The following is a 24,590-nucleotide window of genomic DNA, read 5'->3' as shown; positions in this document are numbered from 1 at the left end:
TCTGGTGAAAATAAATGTAAAGACGTTGCAATGCAACGTTTATACAGGGTTTTAGGTAATGCATAATTAATTTCTGGAGATGTCTAATTGTAAGCCTTGTAACTCGTGATTAAATTTCCTAATTACGAATTACGAATTATAAACGGGAATTTTGTGTGAGTTTGTGCAGCTCCCTTGGAGTTTGTCTAGCCGCGAATTTTATTTGCCAAAGCTCTCGAATAGTCAATTACTACAAACACAGGATAAAATTATGGTTTATTCATCATTAAATCTCTCTAACCTCAACGGCAGTAACGGTTTCACTATCAACGGCATGGCGGGTGACGGTTCAGGCTTGCCTGTCAGCAGTGCCGGAGATGTCAATGGTGACGGCATCGCTGACCTAATTATTGGGGCAGCCTTTGCTTCCCCCAACGGCTCCGAGTCAGGGCAAAGCTACGTGGTATTTGGCAAGAGCACAGGCTTTAGCCCTGCTCTCAACCTTTCTAGCATTAACGGCGCTAACGGCTTCGCCATCAACGGCATCAAGTCAGGTGACAGATCAGGCATTTCTGTCAGCAGTGCCGGAGATGTCAACGCAGACGGCATCGCTGACCTGATTATTGGGGCCTCCCCCAACAGCACTTATTCTGGTCAGAGCTACGTGGTATTTGGCAAGAGCACAGGCTTTAGCCCCACTTTCAACCTTTCAGACCTCAACGGCACTAACGGCTTCGCCATCAACAGCATTAAGCAGGGTGACAGCTCAAACTTCTCTGTCAGCAGTGCCGGAGATGTCAACGATGATGGCATCGCTGACTTGATTATCGGGGCACCAAATGCCTCCCCCAACGGCACTTATTCAGGGCAAAGCTACGTGGTATTTGGCAAGAGCACAGGCTTTAGCCCTACACTTAATCTCTCAGACCTCAACGGCGCTAACGGCTTCGTCATCAACGGCATCAAGTCAGGTGACGAATTAGGCAATTCTGTCAGCAGTGCCGGAGATGTCAACGATGATGGCATAGCTGACCTGATTATCGCGGCATCTAGTGCCTCTCCCAACGGACTCCAGTCAGGGCAGAGCTACGTGGTATTTGGCAAGAACACGGGCTTTAGCCCCACTCTCAATCTCTCAGACCTCAACGGCGCTAACGGCTTCGCCATCAACGGCATTAAGGCGTTTAACTACTCAGGTATTTCTGTCAGCAGTGCCGGAGATGTCAATGGTGATGGCATCGCTGACCTGATTATCGGGGCATCTGGTGCCGACCCCAACGGTAATGATTCAGGGCAGAGCTACGTGGTATTTGGCAATAGCATAGGCTTTAGCCCCACTTTCAACCTTTCTAGCCTCAACGGCGCTAACGGCTTCGCCATCAACGGCATCAAGTCAGATGACACCTTAGGCGTTTCTGTCAGCAGTGCCGGAGATGTCAACGATGATGGCATCGTTGACTTGATTATCGGGACACCAAATGCCTCCCCCAACGGTTATGGTTCAGGGCAGAGCTACGTGGTATTTGGCAAGAGCACAGGCTTTAGCCCCACACTCAATCTCTCAGACCTCAACGGCGCTAACGGCTTCGCCATCAACGGCATCGTGGGTTCCGGTTCAGGTTTTTCTGTCAGCAGTGCCGGAGATGTCAACGGTGACGGCATCGCTGACTTGATTATCGGGGCACCTAATGTCTACCTCAACGGCGACTCGTCCCCGTCGGGGCAGAGCTACGTGGTATTTGGTGGGAAGAATATCGGCAGGGGCAGCACCATTAACCTGACGGGAACTGCTGGTACAGATACTCTTGTAGGTACAAGTGGAAACAACATAATCGACGGCAAATCTGGTAATGATACCCTGACAGGCAACGGTGGTCAAGATAAGTTTATTATTCGTCCAGGCGATCGCAATGACATTATCACCGATTTTGCTGGCGTTGGTAAAGGCTCAAATCCATTAGAGGCTGTGACTCTCAAAGCAGCAGTAATTAGCAATGTTGATACACTGCAATTTACAGGTAAGGGATTGACTGCCCGAAATTTGCAACTAACTCAAAATTGTAACAACTTAGAAGTTTCCTTTGAAAATGTGGCATCCACCAAAGTAACTCTGCAAAACTTCCTTTTAGAAAACCTGGATAACCTGCCAGCAACTTTTTTCCTACCAGCGATTGGCAATATCCTATTTGATGGGCAAACCAGTATCACCGACAGCTTTGATGTGATTGATGCCAATTCCACTCAAACTAGCATTTTCAACAAAAACACTGTCACTTTCCTCAATGACTTAAACAATAACATCGCAGGTTTTAACAACTCCAATGATGTGATTAATGGTCAAGGGGGTAACGATATTATCAATGGCTTGAGTGGCGATGACCTGTTGCGGGGCGGGTCAGGCGATGATATTCTCATCGGTGGAGATGGCAATGATACTCTTGTGGGTGGATTCGGCAATGATATTCTCGTTGGTGGTGTAGGTGCTGACTCTTTCGTTTACAACACCGATGCAGCCTTTGCCCTGACTGCTATTGGTCAAGACACGATCGCTGACTTCAACAGTTCCCAAGGTGATCAGATTATCCTGGATAAAACTACTTTTAGTGCCATTACCTCTGCTGCGGGAACGGGTTTTAATAACTTGAGTGATTTTGAAGTCACTAATTTAGCGGGGACTAGCACAGCAAAAATTGTCTACGATTCCGTAAGTGGACAGTTGTTCTACAACCAAAATGGCAGTGCGGCGGGTTTTGGCAGTGGTGGTCTCTTTGCAACTCTAACTGGTGCGCCAACTCTCACAACATCAGATTTTATCTTGCAAGCATAGTTTGTCTAAAACGTGACAACTTTCACCGCTAACTGCAAACTGATGACTGAAAACCTGTCAACAGTCAACAGTTAACGACCCAATAGAGTGTTTATATACTTTAGACGCGCATCAGCTTATCAAGTTGCAATTTTTGTTACAACATACGATTTTTGTAACGAAAATCGTTATTTTCGTTACAAAATAATCATTTTGGTTAGTAAAATAATTCTTTTTGTTACAAACATTATAATTTTCCTTATAAAATAACCATTTTGGTTATTAAAGTCATTATTTTCGTTACAAACATTATAATTTTGGTTACTAAAGTCGTTATTTTTGTTACTAACGCTGTAGTTTAAGTTGTGTTGAACTCAAAGTTTAGTCAACAAACGCCCCCATGTTGGGTTTAGTTCCTTAATACAATTTCTAAAAAGAACGCGATGTCTACGAGCGGCTGTCATCCTTGAACAAAAGAGGGTGTTGCACACAAGATTTACTAACGCAACTCTTCAAAACGCTGTCTGTAGCTTGCCTCCCCGTAGGGTTACGCTATCGGTGACAGGAAAACTTTATATACCACTTCCTAAAATTGACTTTAACTTTACTATAGGAATCCGGTTTGATTTGGAGAAAATATCTGTAGGATGTGTTAGCACGGAGAGTACGGCATCAAACCCTTGATAATAGTGCGTTACGAACTCTGTTCTAACACACTCTACAATACCTAATTCCATTCAAAAATCAAATAGTAATCCTATATAATTATACCTAGCCCCTTGATAATGCTTAGATATTCAGAAAAAGATTAAAGTAATTTAACGGTTATAATAAGAACCTGTTATCTTTTTCCGAGTTGATATATTAATTACGCAGTCAATAAATATTTAATAACCAGATGTAAAAGAGGTGATTATGGCTAATTCATTATTCAATTTCCTTAACCTCTCTGATTTGAATGGCAATAATGGCTTTATAATTAACGGCATTGGAGAAGATAATCGCTCAGGCACCTCAGTCAGCAATGCAGGGGACATCAACAACGATGGCATTGACGACCTGATTATTGGGGCACCTTTTGCCTCCCCCAACGGCGCCTACTCAGGGCAGAGCTATGTGGTATTTGGGGGGAAGAACATCGGCAGCACGATTAACCTAACGGGAACTGCTGATGCAGACACTCTCATCGGTACAATTGGCAACAACATCATCGACGGCAAAGCAGGTAACGATACCCTCACAGGTAACGGCAGTCAAGATAAGTTTGTGTTTCGCCCTGGCGATGGCAATGACACCATCACCGATTTTGGTGGCGTTGGTCAGGGCTACAACCCATCTCAAGCAGTGATTATTAATGTTGATCAGCTGCAATTTATCGGTTCGGGATTGACTGCCAAAAATCTGCAACTAACTCCTCAAGGCAACAACTTAGAAGTCACCTTTGAAAATGTGGCATCTACCAAAGTAACTCTGCAAAACTTCTTCTTAGAAAACCTGGATAACCTGCCAGAAACTAATTCAAGAATTGCATTAGGCAATATCTTGTTTGATGGGCAAACCAGCATCAACGACAGCTTTGATGTAATTAATGCCAACTCCACTCAAACTAGCATTTTTAACAAAAACACCGTCACTTTCCTCAATGACTTAAACAATAACATCGCAGGTTTTGACAACTCAGATGATGTGATTAATGGTCAAGGAGGTAATGACATAATTAATGGCTTAAGTGGCAATGACCTGTTGCGAGGCCAAGAAGGCGATGATATTCTCATCGGTGGATTCGGCAATGATACTCTTGTAGGTGGTGTAGGGAATGATACTCTTGTAGGTGGTGTAGGTGCTAACACATTCCTTTACAACACCGATGCTGCATTCAATTTCCTTAACCTCTCTGAATTGAATGGCAATAATGGCTTTTTAATTAACGGCATTGCAGAATTAGATCGCTCAGGCCAGTCAGTTAGCAATGCAGGGGACATCAACGGTGATGGCATTGACGACCTGATTATTGGGGCATATAATGCCTCCCCCAACGGCAACTATAGTGCTGGGCAAAGCTATGTAGTATTTGGGGGGACGAATGTTGGCAGTAGCGGCAGCCTCAACCTTTCTGATTTGAATGGCACTAATGGCTTTTTAATTAACGGCATTAGATCAAATGACTTTTCAGGCCAGTCAGTCAGCAATGCAGGGGACATCAACAACGATGGCATTGACGACCTGATTATTGGGGCACAATATGCCGACCCCAACCGCATCTCTGGGGCAGGGCAGAGCTATGTAGTATTTGGGGGGACGAATGTTGGCACTAACGGCAGCCTCAACCTCTCTGATTTGAATGGCACTAATGGCTTTTTAATTAACGGCATTAGATCAAATGACTTTTCAGGCCGCTCAGTTAGCAATGCAGGGGACATCAACAACGATGGCATTGACGACCTGATTATTGGGGCATTTGGTGCCGACCCCAACGGCATCTCTGGGGCAGGGCAAAGCTATGTAGTGTTTGGGGGGACGAATGTTGGCAGTGGCGGCACCCTCAACCCCTCTGATTTGAATGGCAATAATGGCTTTATAATTAACGGCATTAGATCAAATGACTTTTCAGGCAACTCAGTCAGCAATGCGGGGGACATCAACGGTGATGGCATTGACGACCTGATTATTGGGGCATTTGGTGCCGACCCCAACGGCATCTCTAATGCTGGGCAAAGCTATGTAGTGTTTGGGGGAACAAATCTGGGCAGTGGCGGCAGCCTCAACCTCTCTGATTTGAATGGCACTAATGGCTTTTTAATTAACGGCATTGCAGAAGATGACTATTCAGGCTTCTTAGTCAGCAATGCAGGGGACATCAACGGTGATGGCATTGACGACCTGATTATTGGGGCACAAGATGCCGACCCCTACAGCATCTCTAGACCAGGGCAAAGCTATGTAGTGTTTGGGGGGACGAATCTGGGCAGTGGCGGCAGCCTCAACCTCTCTGATTTGAATGGCACTAATGGCTTTTTAATTAACGCCATTGCATCGGGTGACTCTTCAGGCACCTTAGTCAACAATGCAGGGGACATCAACAACGATGGCATTGACGACCTGATTATTGGGGCAGAATATGCCTCCCTCGATGGCAACTCTGTGGTTAGTCAAAGCTATGTAGTGTTTGGGGGGACGAATCTGGGCAGTGGCGGCAGCCTCAACCTCTCTGAATTGAATGGCAATAATGGCTTTTTAATTAACGCCATTAGATCAAATGACTTTTTCACGTCACTCAGCAATGCAGGGGACATCAACAACGATGGCATTGACGACCTGATTATTGGGGCACCTTTTGCCAACAGCATCTCTGGTGCTGGGCAAAGCTATGTAGTGTTTGGGGGGAAAAACCTCGACAGTGGCAATGACTTGTTGCGGGGCGGAGAAGGCGATGATACTCTCATCGGTGGATTCGGCAATAATATTCTCATTGGTGATGTAGGTGCTGACAGATTCCTTTACAACACCGATGCTGCTTTTGCCCTGAGTGCTGTTGGTGAAGTTGCCATTACTGACTTCAACAGTTCCCAAGGTGACAAGATTGTACTGGATAAAACTACTTTTAGTGCCATTACCTCTGCTGCGGGAACGGGTTTTAACAACTTGAGTGATTTTGAAGTCACTAATTTAGCGGGGACTAGCACAGCGAAAATTGTTTACGATCCTGTGAGTGGGCAGTTGTTCTACAACTCTAATGGCAGTGCGGCTGGTTTTGGCAGTGGTGGTTTATTTGCGACTCTAACTGGTGCGCCAACTCTCACGGCATCTGATTTTGTCTTGCAAGCATAATTTATTTGTCCAAAATACCGAGTTCCAAGCTTGAAACATGAAACTTCAAGCTTGGAACACGGAACTGAATCCTTTACTAACAACTCTGGGCTATTTAGATAGACGAGTCATTTCAAACAATTGCTGGGCATTACTTCCTAAAAAAGCATCAAAAAGTATCTGCTTTCCAGATTCCACTTCTACTAGATAGCGCTGGGCAATTTCATAATAGGCATAAGTCCAAGGGATTTGAATTTCTGTACCACTGTTATCATCTAATACTGTCACCATTTCTGTGACCGCTTGAGTTGCAGTTTGCCGCAAACCACAAGCAACATTTCCTTCTATCTCTGCTTTCATCGGTACACCCAGGTTAGCCAAAGCATCGGCAGTGGTATCAATATCTGGATATTCTAGAGTATTCTGGCCGTTAACGTAGCCTGTAAAGTGGTTGACTGCGTAACCGTGCAGCAATACCCAAGCCCCATACTGAGTAACTTGATTCACCTCTTCAACAACAGAACGCACAGGAGGTAGCCAAGGGCGAGTAAATACTTGCTGGAGTTGTTGGGCGATGGTTTCAATGTTCCCGTCTTTTTGTAGAAGAGTAAGGGGTGAAGTTAGTTCGTATGGAATTGAAGATACTGTTTTAAAGATGAGTTGAGCAATATTAGCAGGCAATTCATCGACTATCAACTCGCTGATAAACAGCTTGGGTAAGTTTAATTCCTCTTGCTGTGGATGACGATAATAACGGGCGTACAAATGAGTTTGAGGAAAAGTATATTCTCCAGCCGCCACGTAACCTAAAGTTTCTACAAGTTGCCCAAGATAGTCAATTCCCAAGTTAAGTTGACCCTGTGGACTATCTACTAATAAACGCAAAGACCGAAAGGCGATGTGGTCATTGGCGACAGTCCCACCCGCAGCAGTAATCATTTGCTCGTAGGTACGGGCATGATTTACCCTGGCGCTGTATTCTTGCCAAAGTAATTTCCATAAATTAAGGGCTATTTTATTTGTCATTTGTCATTGGTCATCTTTTAAGAACTTAAAATTTCGCTGATAATCTGAAGGGCTATTTGAATTTGGTCGCTGTCGATAACTAAAGGCGGACAGAAACGAATTGCTGCTTTACCGCAACCTAGCAATAATAAACCACGTAAAAAAGCTTCTTGGATAATGCGATCGCGCAATTTATAATCAAGATTACCCTGTTGATCTAATAAATCCACCGCAACCATCAATCCCTTACCTCGTGGCGGCGATAGTCTAGGAAATTTTTGATGCAACTCGGTAAGACTAACTTGTAATAATTCTCCCATTTGGCTAGCGTTGCTCATCAAACCACTTTCTAGCAGTCGCAGTGTGGCAATAGCAGCAGCACAAGCTACGGGATTACCGCCAAATGTGGTAGCGTGAGAACCAGGAGGCCAAGTCATCAACTCTGGTCTGGCAAGTATCGCTCCTAATGGCAGACCACTGGCGATACCTTTGGCAGTAGTAATGATATCAGGCATCACACCCCAATGGTCGATCGCAAATAAGCGACCAGTCCGCCCCATTCCTGCTTGCACTTCATCCACTACCATCAGAATACCGTGGCGATCGCAAATATCCCGAATCCTCTCCAAAAAACCATCTTCGGGGACGATATACCCACCTTCTCCCTGAATCGCTTCGACTATGATCGCCGCTACTTCTTGCGGTGGTAAAATTGTGCAAAATAACTGTTGTTCTAGATAATCTAAGCTAGCGTGAGTCCCATAAGGAATATGAGTTACTCCAGGAACTAAAGGCCCAAAGTTCGTTCGCTGCACTGCTTTAGAACCAGTCAGAGACATTGCCCCATAAGTACGTCCGTGAAATGCCCCTAAGAAGGCTACAATTAGCGATCGCTTGGTGTAATATCTAGCTAGTTTAATGGCTCCTTCGTTAGATTCTGCCCCGGAATTGGTGAAAAATACTTTTGCAGGAAACCCAGTACTACTCTGTGGCTGCGGAAATGGGGCGCGAATGGCTAATTGTTCCGCTAGTTCCACCATTGGTTCATAATAAAAATCCGTCCCTGACATGTGCAGCAGACGTTCAGACTGTTCTTGAATTGCTTTGACGACTTCCGGGTGCGCGTGTCCGGTGGCGGTAACTGCAATACCTGCGGTCATATCCAGAAATACATTGCCATCCACATCTTCTATCATGCAGCCTTGACCGCGAGATACAACTAATGGGTAATCGCGGGTGTAAGAAGGAGAAGTTACGGCGCGATCGCGTTGTACAATTGCTTGAGCGCGAGGGCCAGGCAAAGAAGTTACTATACGGGGTGTACGAGGTAAATTTAAGTTAATAGGGATACTTAACATAATTTTTCAATTTGTTAAAGATTGCTGATGATTAAACCCTAAAGTTTGATTGCTTACAGTAGCATTTGATGCGATTGGTGTAGAAATTACGTATTTACCGAAAAAGCTTCACAGTAAAGATTTTTGTATTTTGTAAGACTTTGCCCGTTTTTATAACACAACTTCTGCGATCGCGTTTCTCCAAAATGAGGCAACAGATGTAAATCAGGAAAGTCTTGCTGTATCTAAGTTTCTTGATTGCGAATGGGTGAAAAAGCGAATTGCGAATTGGTATAATTTACACCCACTCAACTAAAAAATTTCTCTACGCATCTAACAAATATTTCCACACCCATTCCCAAGGCGGTTTCGTCAAAATCAAACCGAGGATGATGATGGGGATACGCCAAGTCTTTCTCTGGATTCGCAGAACCTAAAAAGAAATAGCAACCAGGAACCTCTTGCAAGAAGAATGACATATCTTCGCCAGCCATAGTTTGACATTCTGGCACAATACCCAATGGGGTTTCTACCACTTCTTCTGCTACAGTTCGCACCAATTCTGCCATCTTCATATCATTAATGACTGGTGGATAAAATGGCCGATATTCTAAGTCATAACTCGCACCATGACTTTGACAAATTCCAGCAATAATCTGTTCGACACGCTGGTTAAAAAAGCCTTTCAAGCTAGGATTAAAATACCTGACAGTGGCACTCATTCTCGCTGTATCAGCAATCACATTTCCCTTAGTTCCAGCATGAAGTTCGCCCACTGTCACCACTGCTGAATCAAGGGGATTAACGTTCCGGGCGACAATGGTTTGCAAGGCATTTACAATTTGGGCAGCAACTACAACAGAATCCACTGTTTGATGGGGTAGTGCGCCGTGTCCACCTTTGCCCAAAATTGTGCAATTAAAAGACTCTACAGCTGCCATCAACGCCCCAGCCCGTACACCCACTGTTCCCAAGGGTAAATTATTCCACAAGTGCAAACCAATAATTGCGTCAACATCAGGATTTTTCAGCACTCCAGCTTCAATCATCGGCTTTGCGCCTCCTGGTGATTCTTCGGCTGGCTGAAAGATAATTTTTACTGTACCGGAGAAGTCTTGGCGATGCTGCTGGAGATAATAAGCTGTACCTAATGCGATCGCAGTATGTCCATCATGTCCACAAGCGTGCATTACTCCATCATGCTGCGATTTATAGGGCACTTCGTTGAGTTCTTGGATTGGCAAAGCATCCATATCTGCCCGAATCGCTAAAACTTGGGGAGTGGGGGGTTGATTGCCTTTGATGGTGGCAACAATGCCAGTTTGGGCAATGCCAGTTTGATGCTCAATTCCCCATTCTTGCAGCTTTTGTGAGACAAACTCAGCCGTCAGTTTTTCTTGAAAACCCAACTCTGGTTGTTGATGCAATCGCCGCCGCCACTCTACCAATTGTGGTTGCAATGAACGGATTGCCAGTCGGATGCGAGATAAATCAACAGAAGAGGAATTGGGAAAGGTAGAAACCATTATGACAAAGTAGTTTAAGTACAGCTAAGGCAAGCTTATTTTCCCAGTTTATCGTAGAGAATGGGCAGAATGTAGAGACGTAGCACTGCTACGTCTCTACAAGGATTTTGGGTAACGCACGCCTATTTAATTTCTACCAGATGTGTGAAGAAAGCACAGGGCAGAAAGCAGGAATCAGAATTCCCTTCTGCCTTTCTCGCAAAATTTAGTTAAAATCAATTCTGCAACCAACCAGCCATCACCGCAACTATCAAAAATACACCCATTGCCAAGCGGTAGAAAATAAAAATCAAGGTACTGTGTTTTTCTAGGTAGCGTAGAAGTCCCCAAATTGCAAGAAAAGCGGAAATGCTGGCAGAGATTAAGCCTACCAATAAAGTCAACCAACCAGATGCACTCAGTCCTGCTTTGCTAAGAGTGTGGAGTTCTACAGCACCCGCCAAAATCACGGCTGGTAAGCCCAACAAAAAAGAAAATCGGGCTGATGTCTCCCGTTCCATGCCCAAAAATAACCCAGCAGTGAGGGTAGAACCAGAGCGAGAAACGCCAGGGATCAGGGCAAAAGCTTGAGCAACTCCTACCCAAATGCCATCCCAGAGGGTGAGTTTGTCGAAAGTACGATCGCGCCCTCCGCGTTTTTCTGCGATCGCCAGCAATGCTGACATAATAATTGAAGCCACACCAATAACTACTAACCCTCGCATTGGTGAGTTGCAGGCGTTAAGAATTGGTTTGAGTAGCACACCAGCCACAGCAATAGGCAAGGTTCCTACCAATAAACCTAACATCAGTTGCAAAGAACTAGATTGATAATCTTGCCCGCTAATTGCTCTAACTGTCTCTCCGGTTAGTTTTTTTAAGTCTTGCCAAAAATAGACTAAAACAGCAGTCAAGCTAGCTAATTGCATAGCTGCTGAAAAAGCAGACCCCGGATCTTTGAGTCCCAGTAGAGTTGGCACTATCCGCAAATGAGCAGTACTGCTAATTGGTAATAGTTCTGTAATTCCCTGAACGATGCCTAAAATAATCACGTCAATCCAGCTAAGGTTAGCAAAGTCTAGATTCACTTCACTACCTTTGCCACAGATTGCACTCGCCACTGCAAAAGAAAGCATCATGATGTCAGGCGTAAGTAATTTACTTTTAATCAAACACCGACAAATTAACTTATGCTAATGACATTTCTATGACTAAGATATGCCACTTGAATGACATTTAAAATTTCAGCATTTCCAAATTTAAATCTGATGCTACTTGAGCAAGTTTATCTAAATCAGTCAGGTTATCTAAATAGGGTAAGCAGCCTAAAACTGGTGTGTTAGTAAGTGATTGAATCAATTGCTGTGGTGTCCAGTCGGCTATTTCTGCATCGGTTCGTCTTTGTACGCAGTTGAGAACAATGCCTTTAAGATTCACGCGTGATTGTCTAGCTAATGCTACGTTCGCCACTGCTTGAGCGATCGCACCTAATCTTACTGGTACTACTAATACCGTTGGTAAACGCCATTCTCCGGCTAAATCGGCTACGGTTAATTCTTCAGTTACTGGCGAACCTAACCCACCCAAGGCTTCTACAAGCACAAAATCACGTTGCGATCGCAATTTAGATAAAGCTTGCCAAACTACTGCTAAATCTACTTGGCGATTTTCTCGTGCTGCGGCGATGGGAGGAGCCAGAGGTGCTTGAAAGTACAAAGGTGTAATTTCTTCTGAAGATTGTTCTAGTGTAAATAGTTTTTGATACCACTCGCGATCGCCAATTCCCGATTGAATCGGTTTCATGATTCCCCAGCTACGCTGCGGGTAATATTTTTGCCAATAGGCTGCTAAGGCTGTTGTTAAAACAGTTTTACCAGCTTCGGTATCAGTTCCAGTAATTAGTAGTGTGTTTAACATTAATTTCTTTGGCCAGAAAATGGTTGTGTTCCATCAACTGGCGGAATTGGTGTTTCACCAGTGGTCGGAATTGGGCTAGGTGTCTCTGTCGGAATTGGGAAGGGTGTTTGTGTAAAAACTGGGGTGGGTATCTCTGTTGGAACTGGGGTAGGTGTTTCTGTAGGTATTGGGAAGGGTGTCTCTGTCGGAGTTGGGGTAGGTGTTTCTGTAAAAATTGGGGTAGGTATCTCTGTTGGAATTGGGTTAGGTGTTTGTGTAGGTGTTGGTTTGGTTAGTGTTTCTAATGCAACAGTTAAGCTGTAATTGCTTTCGGCAACTTCTGGAACTAGTGTTAACTCAATAGTATATCTACCAGTAACTAGCAACGTGCCTTTATATGATGTTACTTGTTGAACATTCTGATCAATTGGTTGTTGATTGGGACTGAAGACTGTTAGCAAAACGCTGCTTCCTGGATCAATAAATGCAGTTAAATTGTCACCTTCCTGCCCAAAAAAAGTATATCGGATGATTTGATTTGTTTTGAGAGTATCTGTAACTGTGATTGGGTTAGATGCTTTAAGATTGAGCCGTCTACTAGATATAACAGGTTGCTCAGGGGTGGGTGTGGATGTGAATGTAGTACCACCAGAAATAACAGGTGAGGGGAAATTTTGTGGAAGCGTCTCCGTTGGTGATGGTTTTGACTGACTGCGGATAGAACTTACTAAAGCCCAAGAACCAAATCCGGCTACAATTACTACAGCAATGCCAATTGCTGCGATCGCTAACGGATTATCCAGGACTGAGCTAGTAGAACTTGGTGGAATCACAGGATCGGGTTGTTTCTTAGGCGAAGCTGCTGGTACTGAATCAGGACGGCGACCAACAGCGATTGTTTGCAAGTTAGACGTATTTAAGGAAGGAAGATTGACTTGCTGCTCTAAAGATTCTAGTGCTTGAGATACACTAGCAGCACTTTGATAGCGATCGCTCGGTATATGATTCAACATTCGATTCAACACTAGAGCAAATCGCGGATTAACTGTTGCCCATCGCTGCCAATTCCAAGTTAGTTGGTTTTCGTCAAATAACTCCCTTGGTTCTTTACCAGTCAGCAAGACAATTGCGGTTACTGCTAATGCATACAAATCACTACTAGGATAAGCTCCCCCTGTTTGCATTTGTTCACTAGGAGAGTAGCCTAATTTTCCCACAGTGGTTTGTGGCATTGCACTAAGAGGCGATCGTAAACGAGTTGCCAGTTCTTTTACCACCCCAAAGTCAATTAACACAGGTTTAGCGTCACTATCTCGCAAAATAATATTTTCTGGCGAGATATCTCGGTGAATAATCCCTCGACTGTGAATATGCTCTAAAACAGGCAGCAACAATTTTATCAACTGCAATACTTCAGCCTCTGTGAAGGTTTGACCCACAGCTTGACGTTCAGCCAGCAGAGCTTGGTAAGTTTGCCCTGCAACGTAGTCCTCCACCAAAAATAAACGTTGGTCTTGCTCAAATCGTTCCCGGAATTTCGGGACTTGTGGGTGTTCAATTTGATATAAAATGGCAGCTTCTCGGTGAAAAAGCTCTTGTGCCTTCTCCCAAGCCAAAGCCTCCGTTGCCGTTGAAATCAATTCCTTGATCGCGCAAAGTTCGTTAAAGCGCCTCTGGTCTTCTGCCAGATAGGTTCTACCAAATCCTCCTTGTCCGAGAATTTGAATTATGCGATAACGGTTTTGCAAGACAGTGCCAACTGTAAGGGGTGGTTGCATGATCGAATAATTGAGTGTAGTAGCAACTGAGGAGAAAGTCACCCACAAAGATTTAAGTCCAAGAGGCGACGGACAGTTACCTGCGGCAATATTCTACTATACCCAATGGGGAAACCCCACCAGAGCTAGGTTATTTCGTAGAGGAGCATCCCAAATGTGCAAGTTTATTTTTATACGGGATTTTGGCTTAGAACAATAATGAAATAACGAACCGCCAAGGACGCCAAGAGCGCCAAGGAAAGAGGTTTGTACAGGGTTTTTGTGTCAATCCCGTACCTTTTGGCAAAATTGGGATGCTCCCATTTCGTAGTTTATTTAACAGCCCTCAATTCTCAATTCAATTTACTTCTTGATAAAACGAGATATTTTGAAATATGCAAAATTAACTTGAGAATCCAGGTTATACAAATCGCTCATCTCTTTTTCAATCAATCCTTTGGGAAATAGATGTTCACGATTAACTACCATCAAAACTGTATCCGCACGATTTGTTAAATTTTCAATTTTTTCTGCAAAATTTTCATCAGTAATCCCCTTCCTTAACTGATTCCCTAAATTCTGTGCATTCACAGTTAGAGTGTCACCATAGTATCTAAATAATCTGAGATTACCAAATAAAACTACGGATTTTGTCGAAGATGAACGATTTTTTATAATGTATTGGATCGCAGAGCGGTAGTCATCTTTCTGATAATCATCATTAAAGTAGTAGTTATAAAGAGAATAAATATTCAGAACTATCAGAGATATGACAGCGATTTGAGCAAACTGAGACACTCCCTTGGGCTTTGAGCTATTACCAGGTCTTTGACTCAAAGCTGATGGGATAAGCATGGCAAGTGGGAACCAAAGAAAATAAGAGTGGCGCGGAACCCAATTAAATTTGGTAACTATAGCTAAGAGCAATCCTAGCAAAAATGCCATAACAATCACAGAAGCAAAGAAATAATCAGGATGCTGATCTCTGTTATTTTTTTTGTGTCTCAATAAAACTTTTATTAAAGCCAGAAAAATTGCAATACCGACAATCACTAATAAAACTATATGAGGCCAGTAATGAAGCACAATCTGTACTTTATTATCGCCACGCAATTGCTCCGTTGAAGGCCCATACGTTGTCCCCACTAAAATTCCATATAACACAAAAACAATATTTTGAATGATAGGGAATCCTAAGCGAGAAACTTCAATGCTTTCTGGATCAGTTGCTCCAGGTAAAGTCAGATAATATAAAACTGGCGGTAAAGATAAAAACGCAGCAGGAACCCACCATTGCAGCCATTGCCTGAAATTTCTATAGATGGCAATATGAGAGAGACATAGAGCTATAGTAGAAAATAAAAAGTTAATATTACTAAAAATTCCTATAGCAGTAAAGATACTGAATAGCCATATTGAAATACTTTGACTTGGATTATCCTTATTTTCAGTTAATACCGTGCTGAGGAAATATAGTTGAAGTGAAGCTAAAAAGATTGCTAAGGCATAAATTCTTGCTTCTTGGCTGTAGTAAACACAGAAAGAACTAAATGTTATGATTACTAGAGACCATAAAGCGTGCTTTTTTCCATATATCCGCAAAGCAGTAAAGTAGATAGCGATAGTTGAGCCAATTCCTAAAATAGCAGAGAGTGAACGAAGGGCAAATTCACTTTCACCAAACATCTGACGCCAAAAAAATAGAACTATAAAGTATAGTGGTTGAAATCTATCACTATTTTTTACGGTTCTTACCTTTGTAATGGTCTCTTGAAGTGTCGAGCCATCAGAAAGACTTAAAGTCAAACCCTCGTCAAACCAAAGGCTTTGTTTTGACAACAGAAAAAAGCGCAGGAAAACACTCAAGATAATCACTATTAAAACAAACAGATAGTATCTCGACCATTTCTGATTTAAGATTTTAATCATAATTTTATTTCCTCCTCATGAAGCTATAGCAATCACTGCTGCACAATTTATTTAAATAAAAATTTTAAAACTGACTTCTGCCTTGCATTATTAATCACTGCTTACCTAAAGCAATTGCCCCGATACCGCTCAACATCAAACCCGCTCCTAACCATTGCAAAAATAAGATTTTTTCTCGCAAAATTACAGCACCAGTGAGCATTGTAAATATAATTGTTAATCCTATTACTACTGGATAAGCAACAGATAAATTCAGCTTTCCTAAAACTACCACGTAAAAAATCGTACTTAGCCCATAAGTACAAATTCCTCCTAGTAAATAGATATTTAAAGGATTTTGTCCTGCTCCTAGTTTCAATAGATTTTGAGCCAGTGTATTTAATCCTACTGTGATTAGAATCAGTAAACTAAAAACTATCTGATTATTCATGGGGAAAATTTAGTCAGTTTATAAGGTAAAATTTTTTGAGAAAAAGAGCAATTTATAAGAAGCTTTCATAGCCAGTAATCCCGTCAAAATCCCAAAGTTCTCCTCCAGATGGATAAGGTATCTGTACCCATTTCCCAGCAAGTTTTTCCCACCATCGGGGTGGGTGCGGTAGACTAGCAACTTGCATGAAGCGACATCCACAAAGTAGTGATCCCACAAAATCAGTATGTAAACTATCACCAATGACGAGTACATGTTTTGCTGGTAATCGCATATAAGTTATTGCATGTCGAAATGCAGGGCGAAAGGGTTTTTTCGCTGGACTAAGTGCTGGAATATTAAGACGATGAGACCAATATTTGACGCGATAGCGACGTTTACCATTTGAAAGGATAAAAAATTGTAATCCGGCGAACTTTGCTTGCGTAATCCAATCTTCTGCATAAGGAGATAAGTAGCGATCATCTTCTGAAATAATTGTGTTATCTAAATCGAGAATAATTCCTTTAATGCCACAATTCTTGAGGTTGTCAATTTCTATCTGAGCTAGCGTATGGACATGTCGTGGAAGGTTATGGCGTTTCTCTTTAAAAGCCAATTTCCGCCATTTCATTAAAAAAGCTTTGAAATTTTTCATCCAAAAATTCCCTTGCTGAAAACTCTTGTATTAACCTATTTACTAGATTTATTCGATCAGCCCTTGATGTTTGAGCAAGAGAATCACAAAGCAAGTGATCACCCAACCAATAACAGTTAATAGGATGGGTAAATCTTTTAATAAAACTTCTTCCGGTCTTTCACTGCGTCCACCATGCTCAATAGTGTCGTCGCTGTAACTGGTAATTTCCTGAGGATCACTCAGCAGTTGATAGCGAAAAATTCCATACAAAACAAACGGCAAAGTGAGCAGCATCCAAGAGGTGCGTGCCCCATGCAAGTAAGGGCCTGCGCTCCAAAGAGTATAGGTGATAACCGTACAAGTAGTGACGACATTTTCCATGCGAGCCAGTAGGGGCAAGGAATAGTATTTGAGAACAGAACGAGGCTTGTTGCCTTTAATTTGTGCTAACCGTAGTTCTGCTTTGCGCTTTTCAATACCTAAGAATAGCGCCAGCATTGCAGTGCAAATTAAAAACCAACTAGATAAAACAATACCAGTAGCAGCAGCACCAGCGTATGCTCGTAGGACAAATCCGGTAGCGATCGCTCCAACATCCAAAATCACCATCCGTTTGAGTCGTAGATTATAGGCGATCTGCAACACTGCGTATGCAGTTATAGCTGCACCCAACTGGGGCGATCGCAACCACCCAAAAATCAGAGCACTACCCAACAGCACCAATGCCATACCACTAGCAACACGGGTGCTAACCAATCCAGCAGCAATTGGCCGCTTACATTTTACAGGGTGCTGACGGTCAGATTCAACATCTGCTATATCATTGATTAAGTAGAAGCCACTTGATGCACAACAAAATAATACAAATGCCAATAGGCTACCTAGTATAGATTGCAGATTGATGCTAAATGCAAACAAGGGTGCCGCAAACACCACCAGGTTTTTTGTCCATTGTCGCGGTCGCATAGCAGCTAGATAGTGCGCCGACTTTTTAGAACTAGTTAAAGATTTTTCTGCTACTGAATTACGTCGAGAGTCCATAAGTATTTCCCACTTTTATGTCTCAGGAGAATTTAGATTGAACAATTTTTCTGCATTTAGCTGCATTTAATTAAAACTTATTTTAGTAAAAATACTTACAAATCTTTACCTAGATGATATTACTCTTGTTGAGTAATGTTTTGGTATCATAAAGAATGTTTTTATTAAATCTTTATTTAAAATTTATTCAATCTTTATCTAAAAATTTCATTATGTGTGAATACCTTGTATCTACTGCGATCGTGCTCTAATTCATGTAAGTACCATTTTTGTCAATACGTAAAACATGAATTATAAGCTACTATGACGGTACTTAGTTGCAGGTGCTATACTGTATGAGAACAAGCTTCAATATCACTGAAGTTGTAAATGCTTTAGTGTTAGCTATAAATGAGGTAGTTAGAAGAACTTACCACACCAATGTTTACCTCAACCCAAAAATTTGAACTATAGACCTAGTGGATGGACTAAATGTCCGTTAAGCTATCAATAGTTTGCTTGCCAAAAAAATTAGACAGTTAGCGAATGATAATTTTATGGAAAAATGTTTAAATTTTGTATGGAAGATTCAATAAAACTCACAAATGTTTTTTTAGGCGATTTCTCGGTTAAACCTATTAAATCTTTAATGATAATATTGCTATGAATGCACATAGAGGATCTGCTGTGCTCAGTTCTGCAACTTTCAAAGTGCAACCATCTGCAACAGGACTGAGTGATAATCATCGCCTGCGGCTGTTTTCTGGCTCTGCCAATATCCAACTGTCTCAAGAAGTTGCTCGTTATGTGGGCATGGACTTGGGGCCAATGATTCGCAAAAGATTTGCGGATGGAGAACTTTACGTTCAAATCCAAGAATCGATTCGGGGTTGTGATGTCTATTTAATCCAGCCATGTTGTCAACCCGTGAACGATCATTTTATGGAATTATTGATTATGGTTGATGCCTGTCGTCGAGCTTCTGCGCGACAGGTGACGGCAGTAATTCCCTACTATGGCTATGCCCGTGCCGATCGCAAAACGGCAGGAAGAGAGTCAATAACCGCCAAGCTAGTTGCTAACCTGATCACCGAAGCAGGTGCTAACCGCGTTCTAGCAATGGATTTACACTCGGCTCAAATTCAAGGCTATTTCGATATCCCTTTTGACCATGTTTATGGTTCGCCAGTCTTGCTGGATTATCTAGCAAGCAAAGAACTGCCCGACCTTGTGGTTGTTTCCCCTGATGTTGGCGGTGTCGCGCGAGCCAGAGCATTTGCAAAAAAACTGAATGATGCCCCACTTGCAATTATTGACAAACGTCGTCATGCACATAATGTTGCCGAAGTGTTAAATATCATCGGCGATGTTAAAGGCAAAACGGCAGTTTTAGTGGATGACATGATCGACACTGGAGGCACGATCGCTGAAGGAGCGCGATTACTGCGTGAAGAAGGAGCGCGTCAAGTATACGCCTGTGCAACTCATGCAGTGTTCTCTCCACCAGCGATGGAGCGGTTGTCTAGTGGTTTGTTTGAAGAAGTGATTGTTACAAATACAATTCCCATACCAGAAAACAATCGCTTTCCCCAGCTAGTGGTGCTGTCAGTAGCTAATCTCTTAGGAGAAACTATCTGGCGGATTCATGAAGATACTTCAGTTAGTAGTATGTTCCGCTAACTGCATTCCTGTTACAGGAATGAATTACCCATACTGATACCTTGATTAGGCACAGTGTGGGTTTTTGCTTGTAATTTCTAAACTCTAGTTAATTTAGTTTGTAGCTCTCTTTTTCTTAAAGTGCTATAAGCTCCAAATAATCCCAGAGTAATTAGAGGAACGATAGAATTATTTTCGGGGACAGAAACTGGAGCGGCAATTTGTTTTAAATTTAAATTTCCTTCAAGTCTAAGTGCAGAATCAAAATGACTACCACCTAATGTAAAGCCAAATGTCTGACCAGCAGAAATATTGCTAAAAGTAAAGCTACCAGATTCATTAAATCCAGCAGATGGGGAACTACAGCAGTTACTCGGCCCAGCACTGTATAAAGTTGTGTTTGGATTAAAAGTATTCAGGAAGGCTGTTACATTGAAGTAAGAATGGAAACCTGTATAGTTCCAGTCAAAAGCATAATCACCATCAGCATTTGCTACTGTCGAAATTGTCCAAGTCTTTGTATCAAAACCCTCTGTCCCAGGTAGATTATAACTTAAATTATATTCATCTAGATTGACTTGCTGGGTATTAGTTGTTCCTGATCCAGATATTGTCCAATTAACCGGAGTGAAAGTACTAGCAAGGCAGTTAGGTGTAATACCTAATGTTAAAGCTGTACTACAAGCAATTACCTTACTTACAGTCTTCATAGTTGATAGTAAAAAATCACTGCGTTGATTTTGTAGTCAACTAACATTACCTCGGACAACCGTTTATTAGCAGCATATATTTTACAAAACTTAACCTTTTATGGTAAATAAACTATGATTATCTATAGTCAATATTATTTAGCAATGGTATAGACTTACATAGTGATATGGATTAAAAGCGCCTGAAGCATCTCTCAGGCTTAATTGCCATGTTTTATCAGTACCTTTAATGTTAATAAAATAACTTTGGGTTGATATATTATGTGTTTTAGCGTAGGCGATGCCTGCCGCAGGCATCGCTGGTTTTTAATCCGGCTTTACAAAATTGCCTTGCTCCCGCTAAGTGTGTTACCCAAGTATAAAGCGGGTTCTGCTCCTGAATTCTGAATTGTGAATTCTGCTGTAACTTTTAATTAAACCTATTCTCCACTCCCCACTCTCTTACTTATACAACCAAACCCGGAGCAGTGAAAGCAGTTGCTCAGTATCTACAGGTTTAGTGATGTAGTCAGAGGCTCCAGCTTCGATGCACTTTTCGCGATCGCCTGGCATGGCTTTAGCAGTTAAAGCAATTATTGGTAATGAGCGAAACTGTTGCTGCTGGCGGATGGCGCGGGTGGTTTCGTAACCATCCATTTCCGGCATCATAATGTCCATCAAAACTATATTAATCTCAGGATTAGTTTGCAGTTTCTCTATGCCATCTCTGCCGTTTTCGGCAAACAGCACTTGCATTTGATAGCTTTCTAAAAAGCTGGTGAGGGCAAAAATATTTCTGAGGTCATCATCTACAATCAAAATTGTCCGATTCGCCAGCACCGGATCGTTTTGGTGTAGTTGCTCTAGTATTTGCCGCTTTGGCGGAGGCAAATTTGCTTGTACCCGATGCAAAAACAGGGCAGTTTCATCTAACAAACGCTCTGGCGATCGCACATTTTTAATGATAATTGTTTCTGCTAGTCCCCGCAGTTGCGTTTCTTCTTGTCGGCTGAGTTCTTTGCCGGTGTAAACAATGATCGGCAGTTTTAAAAGCCTGGATTCTTGCTTTATTTGCTCAATTAGTGTAAAGCCGCTCATATCGGGCAGGCCAAGATCGAGTACCATACAATCAAAGTGATGCGATCGCAAAATCGAGAGGGCTTCTGCCCCTGTACCCACTGCTGTACTATGAACATCGCCATTACCGATCAGTTCGATAATACTTTGGGCTTGTACGGGGTCATCTTCTACGATTAAGAGATTTTTTACCTGACGCTCAATAAAGCCTTTAATCTCAGTTAAGACCTGAGTTAGCGCTTCTGGAGAAACGGGTTTTTGTAGATAGGTAATCGCTCCTAGCTGTAATCCCCGTTGCTGTCTTTCATCAACAGAAAGTATATGTACTGGTATGTGTCTGGTGTCTGGCTTATGTTTCAGACGATCTAGCACTGTCCACCCATCCATCTCTGGCATGTGGATATCTAGCATAATTGCATCGGGCTTAAACTCTTGCGCTAGTGCTAAACCTTGTTTGCTCTGTAAGGCAACAATAGTTTTAAAGCCCTGCTCACGGGCCATATCAAGTAAGATGCGGGCAAATTTATCATCATCTTCGATAATTAGCAAAATGCGATCGCCCGGTTGAATGATTTCCCGGTCATCTGGGATATCGTTGGGTAAGCTGACAAGGACTTTCGGCGATGGAGAAATGTCTATTGTGGGTCTGTTTTCCACTACTAAAGGCACTTCTTTGATGAGCGATGCTGCACGCATAGAGCTGATTGGCCCAGAAAGTGATGGAGTAAGACTATTTTTATCTTTCCCTTCGTGTCGCCTGGGCAAGAAAAGGGTGAAGGTGCTTCCCTGCCCTGGTTGGCTGACTATTTCTATTCTCCCGCCCAACAGTTGAGCCAGTTCGCGGCTAATGGACAAGCCTAAGCCTGTTCCCCCGTATTTGCGGCTGGTTGTGCCATCTGCCTGCTGAAATGCCTCAAAAATAATCTTTTGCTTCTCCTCTGGAATGCCTATACCCGTGTCGCTAACTGCAAAAGCAATCATGGCATTATCAACTTCGTCTGCCTTCGTTGCTATGCCAATTTGTAATTTCACGCCTCCTTGTTCTGTAAACTTAAAGGCATTAGCTAGGAGATTTTTCAGCACCTGTTGCAGACGTTTGGAGTCGTTATAAATTGTCGGTGGTAATTTTTCATCTCGTTCAATAGTAAAGCTGAGTTCTTTATTGTGGGCAACTTGCCGGAAAGTCTGCTCTAAAGATGTCTCCAAATCTGCAAGAGCAATTTGCTCAATATCAAGCGACATAGTACCCGACTCAATTTTTGCCAAGTCTAGAATGTCATTGATCAATTCCAACAAATCAGTCCCAGCTGAGTAAATAGTCCGACTGTACTCTACCTGTTTGTCGGTCAAGTTGTTAAGGGAGTTATCTGCTAGCAGCCTTGCTAAAATTAACAGGCTATTTAGCGGCGTCCGTAACTCGTGGGACATATTCGCCAAAAATTCTGACTTGTATTTGGAAGACAACTCCAGTTGTTCAGCTTTTTGTTCCAAAGACTGCCTCGCTTGCTCAACTTCCTGGTTCTTGCGGGCAACTTCCCGATTTTGAAATTCTAATAATTCTGCCTTTTCTTCTAGCTCCTCATTTAGTTGCTGTAATTCCTCGTTAGACTGCTTGACAAGAAATTGCGATTCCTCCAACTCTTGCGCCTGTTCTTCCAGGCGTTGATTGCTGTGCTGTAGTTCTTCTTGCTGGTTTTGTAGTTCTTCTGTTAAGGCAACAGACTCTTCAAGTAGTCGCTGAGTTTGCAATTGTGAGGCGATATTATTTAAAAATACACCCAGAATTTCACTCAATTGCTCTAAAAATGTCAGATGCAGATGGCTGAAAGACCCAAATGATGCCAGTTCAATTACAGCACTCACCTGCGTCTCAAAAAGTATAGGCAAAACAATAATATTTAGCGGTGGAGCTTCTCCCAAGCCGGAACTGATACGAATATAGTCACTAGGAACTTCTGTTAGCAGGATTCTTTGTTTTTCTAAGGCACATTGTCCCACCAATCCCTCACCCAAACGAAACTGATTTGCCAGATTTTTTCGCTCTTTGTAAGCATAGCTACTCAATAGCTTAAGTACAGGCTCGTTGTCTATTGAGTCCATGAAATAAAAAACGCCCTGCGATGCCCCAACTAGTGGTGCTAAATTTGACAAAATTAGGCGAGACGCAGTTTCTAGATTTCGATGCCCTTGGAGCATCTGGGTAAATTCAGCTAAGTTAGACTTTAGCCAATTTTGCTCGTCATTTTTTTGATTTGTGTTTCGCAAATTAACGATCATCTGGTTGAAGGTGCGTGTCAACACACCAATTTCATCCTGGCGATCGCTATCTGGTAAACTCACCAATAAATTCCCATCCGCCATTTTTTCTGCCAAATCAGAAACTTGCTTTAGCGGTGCTGAAATATGTCTGGTCAAAACGAATCCGATTAAAGCTAAGATCAAAGAAAATAAGGGAATACTATATACAATGGTGGCGATCGTTTTTTGAGCAGCTGCTTGCGCTCTTTGAGAGCGCTGTTTCAACAGTGCATTCTCCTCATTTTTCATCGCCTGAATAACTTTCTGAATATTATCCATCAGCTGCTTACCCTGGTCTGTAAGGACAGCTTTTTGGGAAGCTTCTAAGCCTTGGCTTTGCCGTAGCTCAATGACATCTTTCATTACAGCCATTCTCTCGGTTAGTAATGGCTGCAAAATATCAAGGCGATTTTGTTGGTTGAGGTTATCTGCTGTTAACCTTTGAAGTTCATTGACTTTTTGATTTAGTACTTCAATAGCAGCATTATAAGGTTCTAAATAGCGCTGTTCTCCTGTAATAATGTAACCTCGTTGCCCAGTCTCAGCATTTGTCAGTTGCAAATTGAGGTCTTCAAGCTCACTTAACACCTGGTAGGTATGGCTTTCTCTTGCCGAAGTTTCAATTAGCTCATTGGTGCTTTGGTAGGAGATTAGACCAATAGTGGCCAGAGTTGCCAAACTCAGGGCAAAACTAATTCCAATTTTGGTTCCAATCTTCAAACTTTTCAACATTATTCCAGACAGAAATTCCAATAATATATATTCTTGGCACTATTT

General features: G+C 42.4%; 14 protein-coding genes and 1 pseudogene. 3 read left to right on the top strand and 12 right to left on the bottom strand.

Annotated features, from left to right (window positions below; translation table 11 throughout):
* Positions 1–250 precede the first annotated feature (250 nt).
* Positions 251–2,806 (top strand): beta strand repeat-containing protein, encoded by a 2,556-nt coding sequence (locus tag CDC33_RS22245; RefSeq protein WP_109012671.1) that lies wholly within the window; start codon positions 251–253, stop codon positions 2,804–2,806.
* A gap of 918 nt (positions 2,807–3,724) precedes the next feature.
* Positions 3,725–6,613, top strand: a pseudogene (locus CDC33_RS22235) (hypothetical protein); the annotation flags it as partial.
* Positions 6,614–6,703: 90 nt separating this feature from the next.
* On the opposite strand, the gene CDC33_RS22230 reads toward CDC33_RS22235, so the two are convergent.
* From CDC33_RS22230 to CDC33_RS22185, 10 genes are all read right to left on the bottom strand, one after another.
* Positions 6,704–7,618, bottom strand: coding sequence for a DUF1338 domain-containing protein (locus CDC33_RS22230; RefSeq protein WP_109010746.1), 915 nt, complete (start codon positions 7,616–7,618; stop codon positions 6,704–6,706).
* 17 nt (positions 7,619–7,635) lie between these two features.
* Positions 7,636–8,955 (bottom strand): acetyl ornithine aminotransferase family protein, encoded by a 1,320-nt coding sequence (locus CDC33_RS22225; RefSeq protein ID WP_109010744.1) that lies wholly within the window; start codon positions 8,953–8,955, stop codon positions 7,636–7,638.
* A gap of 287 nt (positions 8,956–9,242) precedes the next feature.
* Positions 9,243–10,460, bottom strand: coding sequence for a M20 family metallopeptidase (locus tag CDC33_RS22220; RefSeq protein ID WP_109010742.1), 1,218 nt, complete (start codon positions 10,458–10,460; stop codon positions 9,243–9,245).
* Positions 10,461–10,675: 215 nt separating this feature from the next.
* Entirely contained in the window at positions 10,676–11,578 is a 903-nt protein-coding gene (locus CDC33_RS22215) for an undecaprenyl-diphosphate phosphatase (RefSeq protein ID WP_109010741.1), read from the bottom strand.
* A gap of 97 nt (positions 11,579–11,675) precedes the next feature.
* Positions 11,676–12,356, bottom strand: coding sequence for a dethiobiotin synthase (gene bioD, locus CDC33_RS22210; protein WP_109010739.1), 681 nt, complete (start codon positions 12,354–12,356; stop codon positions 11,676–11,678).
* Positions 12,356–14,113, bottom strand: a complete 1,758-nt coding sequence (locus CDC33_RS22205) for a serine/threonine-protein kinase (protein WP_109010737.1) — start codon at positions 14,111–14,113, stop codon at positions 12,356–12,358. Before CDC33_RS22205 ends, bioD begins: the two co-directional genes overlap by 1 nt.
* 342 nt (positions 14,114–14,455) lie before the next feature.
* Positions 14,456–16,021, bottom strand: coding sequence for a glycosyltransferase family 39 protein (locus tag CDC33_RS22200; RefSeq protein ID WP_109010736.1), 1,566 nt, complete (start codon positions 16,019–16,021; stop codon positions 14,456–14,458).
* Positions 16,022–16,115: 94 nt separating this feature from the next.
* Complete coding sequence (locus CDC33_RS22195; protein WP_109010734.1) at positions 16,116–16,451, bottom strand: SMR family transporter; 336 nt, start codon at positions 16,449–16,451, stop codon at positions 16,116–16,118.
* A gap of 52 nt (positions 16,452–16,503) precedes the next feature.
* Positions 16,504–17,088, bottom strand: coding sequence for a YqeG family HAD IIIA-type phosphatase (locus CDC33_RS22190; RefSeq protein ID WP_109010733.1), 585 nt, complete (start codon positions 17,086–17,088; stop codon positions 16,504–16,506).
* Between the two features lie 48 nt (positions 17,089–17,136).
* Positions 17,137–18,111, bottom strand: a complete 975-nt coding sequence (locus tag CDC33_RS22185) for a decaprenyl-phosphate phosphoribosyltransferase (protein WP_109010731.1) — start codon at positions 18,109–18,111, stop codon at positions 17,137–17,139.
* A 642-nt stretch (positions 18,112–18,753) separates the two neighbouring features.
* On the opposite strand from CDC33_RS22185, the gene CDC33_RS22180 reads away from it, so the two are divergent.
* Positions 18,754–19,770, top strand: coding sequence for a ribose-phosphate pyrophosphokinase (locus CDC33_RS22180; RefSeq protein WP_109010729.1), 1,017 nt, complete (start codon positions 18,754–18,756; stop codon positions 19,768–19,770).
* Positions 19,771–19,847: 77 nt separating this feature from the next.
* Here CDC33_RS22180 and CDC33_RS22175 read toward each other — a convergent pair whose 3' ends face one another.
* A complete protein-coding gene (locus CDC33_RS22175; protein ID WP_109010728.1) occupies positions 19,848–20,459 on the bottom strand; it encodes a hypothetical protein in 612 nt (203 codons plus the stop codon).
* A gap of 441 nt (positions 20,460–20,900) precedes the next feature.
* Positions 20,901–24,545, bottom strand: a complete 3,645-nt coding sequence (locus tag CDC33_RS22170; protein ID WP_109010727.1) for a response regulator — start codon at positions 24,543–24,545, stop codon at positions 20,901–20,903.
* Positions 24,546–24,590: the final 45 nt, after the last annotated feature.

The sequence above is a fragment of the Nostoc commune NIES-4072 genome (assembly GCF_003113895.1).
Taxonomy (GTDB): Bacteria; Cyanobacteriota; Cyanobacteriia; order Cyanobacteriales; family Nostocaceae; genus Nostoc; species Nostoc commune.
This window is presented reverse-complemented; position numbering and strand designations above follow the sequence as displayed.

Bases quoted from the DNA above. Each gene is read 5' to 3' on its own strand.
- CDC33_RS22175 (WP_109010728.1), bottom strand. From the start codon at position 20,459: ATGAAGACTGTAAGTAAGGTAATTGCTTGTAGTACAGCTTTAACATTA.
- CDC33_RS22205 (WP_109010737.1), bottom strand. From the start codon at position 14,113: ATGCAACCACCCCTTACAGTTGGCACTGTCTTGCAAAACCGTTATCGC.
- CDC33_RS22200 (WP_109010736.1), bottom strand. From the start codon at position 16,021: ATGATTAAAATCTTAAATCAGAAATGGTCGAGATACTATCTGTTTGTT.
- CDC33_RS22185 (WP_109010731.1), bottom strand. From the start codon at position 18,111: ATGGACTCTCGACGTAATTCAGTAGCAGAAAAATCTTTAACTAGTTCT.
- CDC33_RS22190 (WP_109010733.1), bottom strand. From the start codon at position 17,088: ATGAAAAATTTCAAAGCTTTTTTAATGAAATGGCGGAAATTGGCTTTT.
- CDC33_RS22230 (WP_109010746.1), bottom strand. From the start codon at position 7,618: ATGACAAATAAAATAGCCCTTAATTTATGGAAATTACTTTGGCAAGAA.
- CDC33_RS22215 (WP_109010741.1), bottom strand. From the start codon at position 11,578: ATGATGCTTTCTTTTGCAGTGGCGAGTGCAATCTGTGGCAAAGGTAGT.
- CDC33_RS22220 (WP_109010742.1), bottom strand. From the start codon at position 10,460: ATGGTTTCTACCTTTCCCAATTCCTCTTCTGTTGATTTATCTCGCATC.
- CDC33_RS22245 (WP_109012671.1), top strand. From the start codon at position 251: ATGGTTTATTCATCATTAAATCTCTCTAACCTCAACGGCAGTAACGGT.
- CDC33_RS22195 (WP_109010734.1), bottom strand. From the start codon at position 16,451: ATGAATAATCAGATAGTTTTTAGTTTACTGATTCTAATCACAGTAGGA.
- CDC33_RS22225 (WP_109010744.1), bottom strand. From the start codon at position 8,955: ATGTTAAGTATCCCTATTAACTTAAATTTACCTCGTACACCCCGTATA.
- CDC33_RS22170 (WP_109010727.1), bottom strand. From the start codon at position 24,545: ATGTTGAAAAGTTTGAAGATTGGAACCAAAATTGGAATTAGTTTTGCC.
- bioD (WP_109010739.1), bottom strand. From the start codon at position 12,356: ATGTTAAACACACTACTAATTACTGGAACTGATACCGAAGCTGGTAAA.
- CDC33_RS22180 (WP_109010729.1), top strand. From the start codon at position 18,754: ATGAATGCACATAGAGGATCTGCTGTGCTCAGTTCTGCAACTTTCAAA.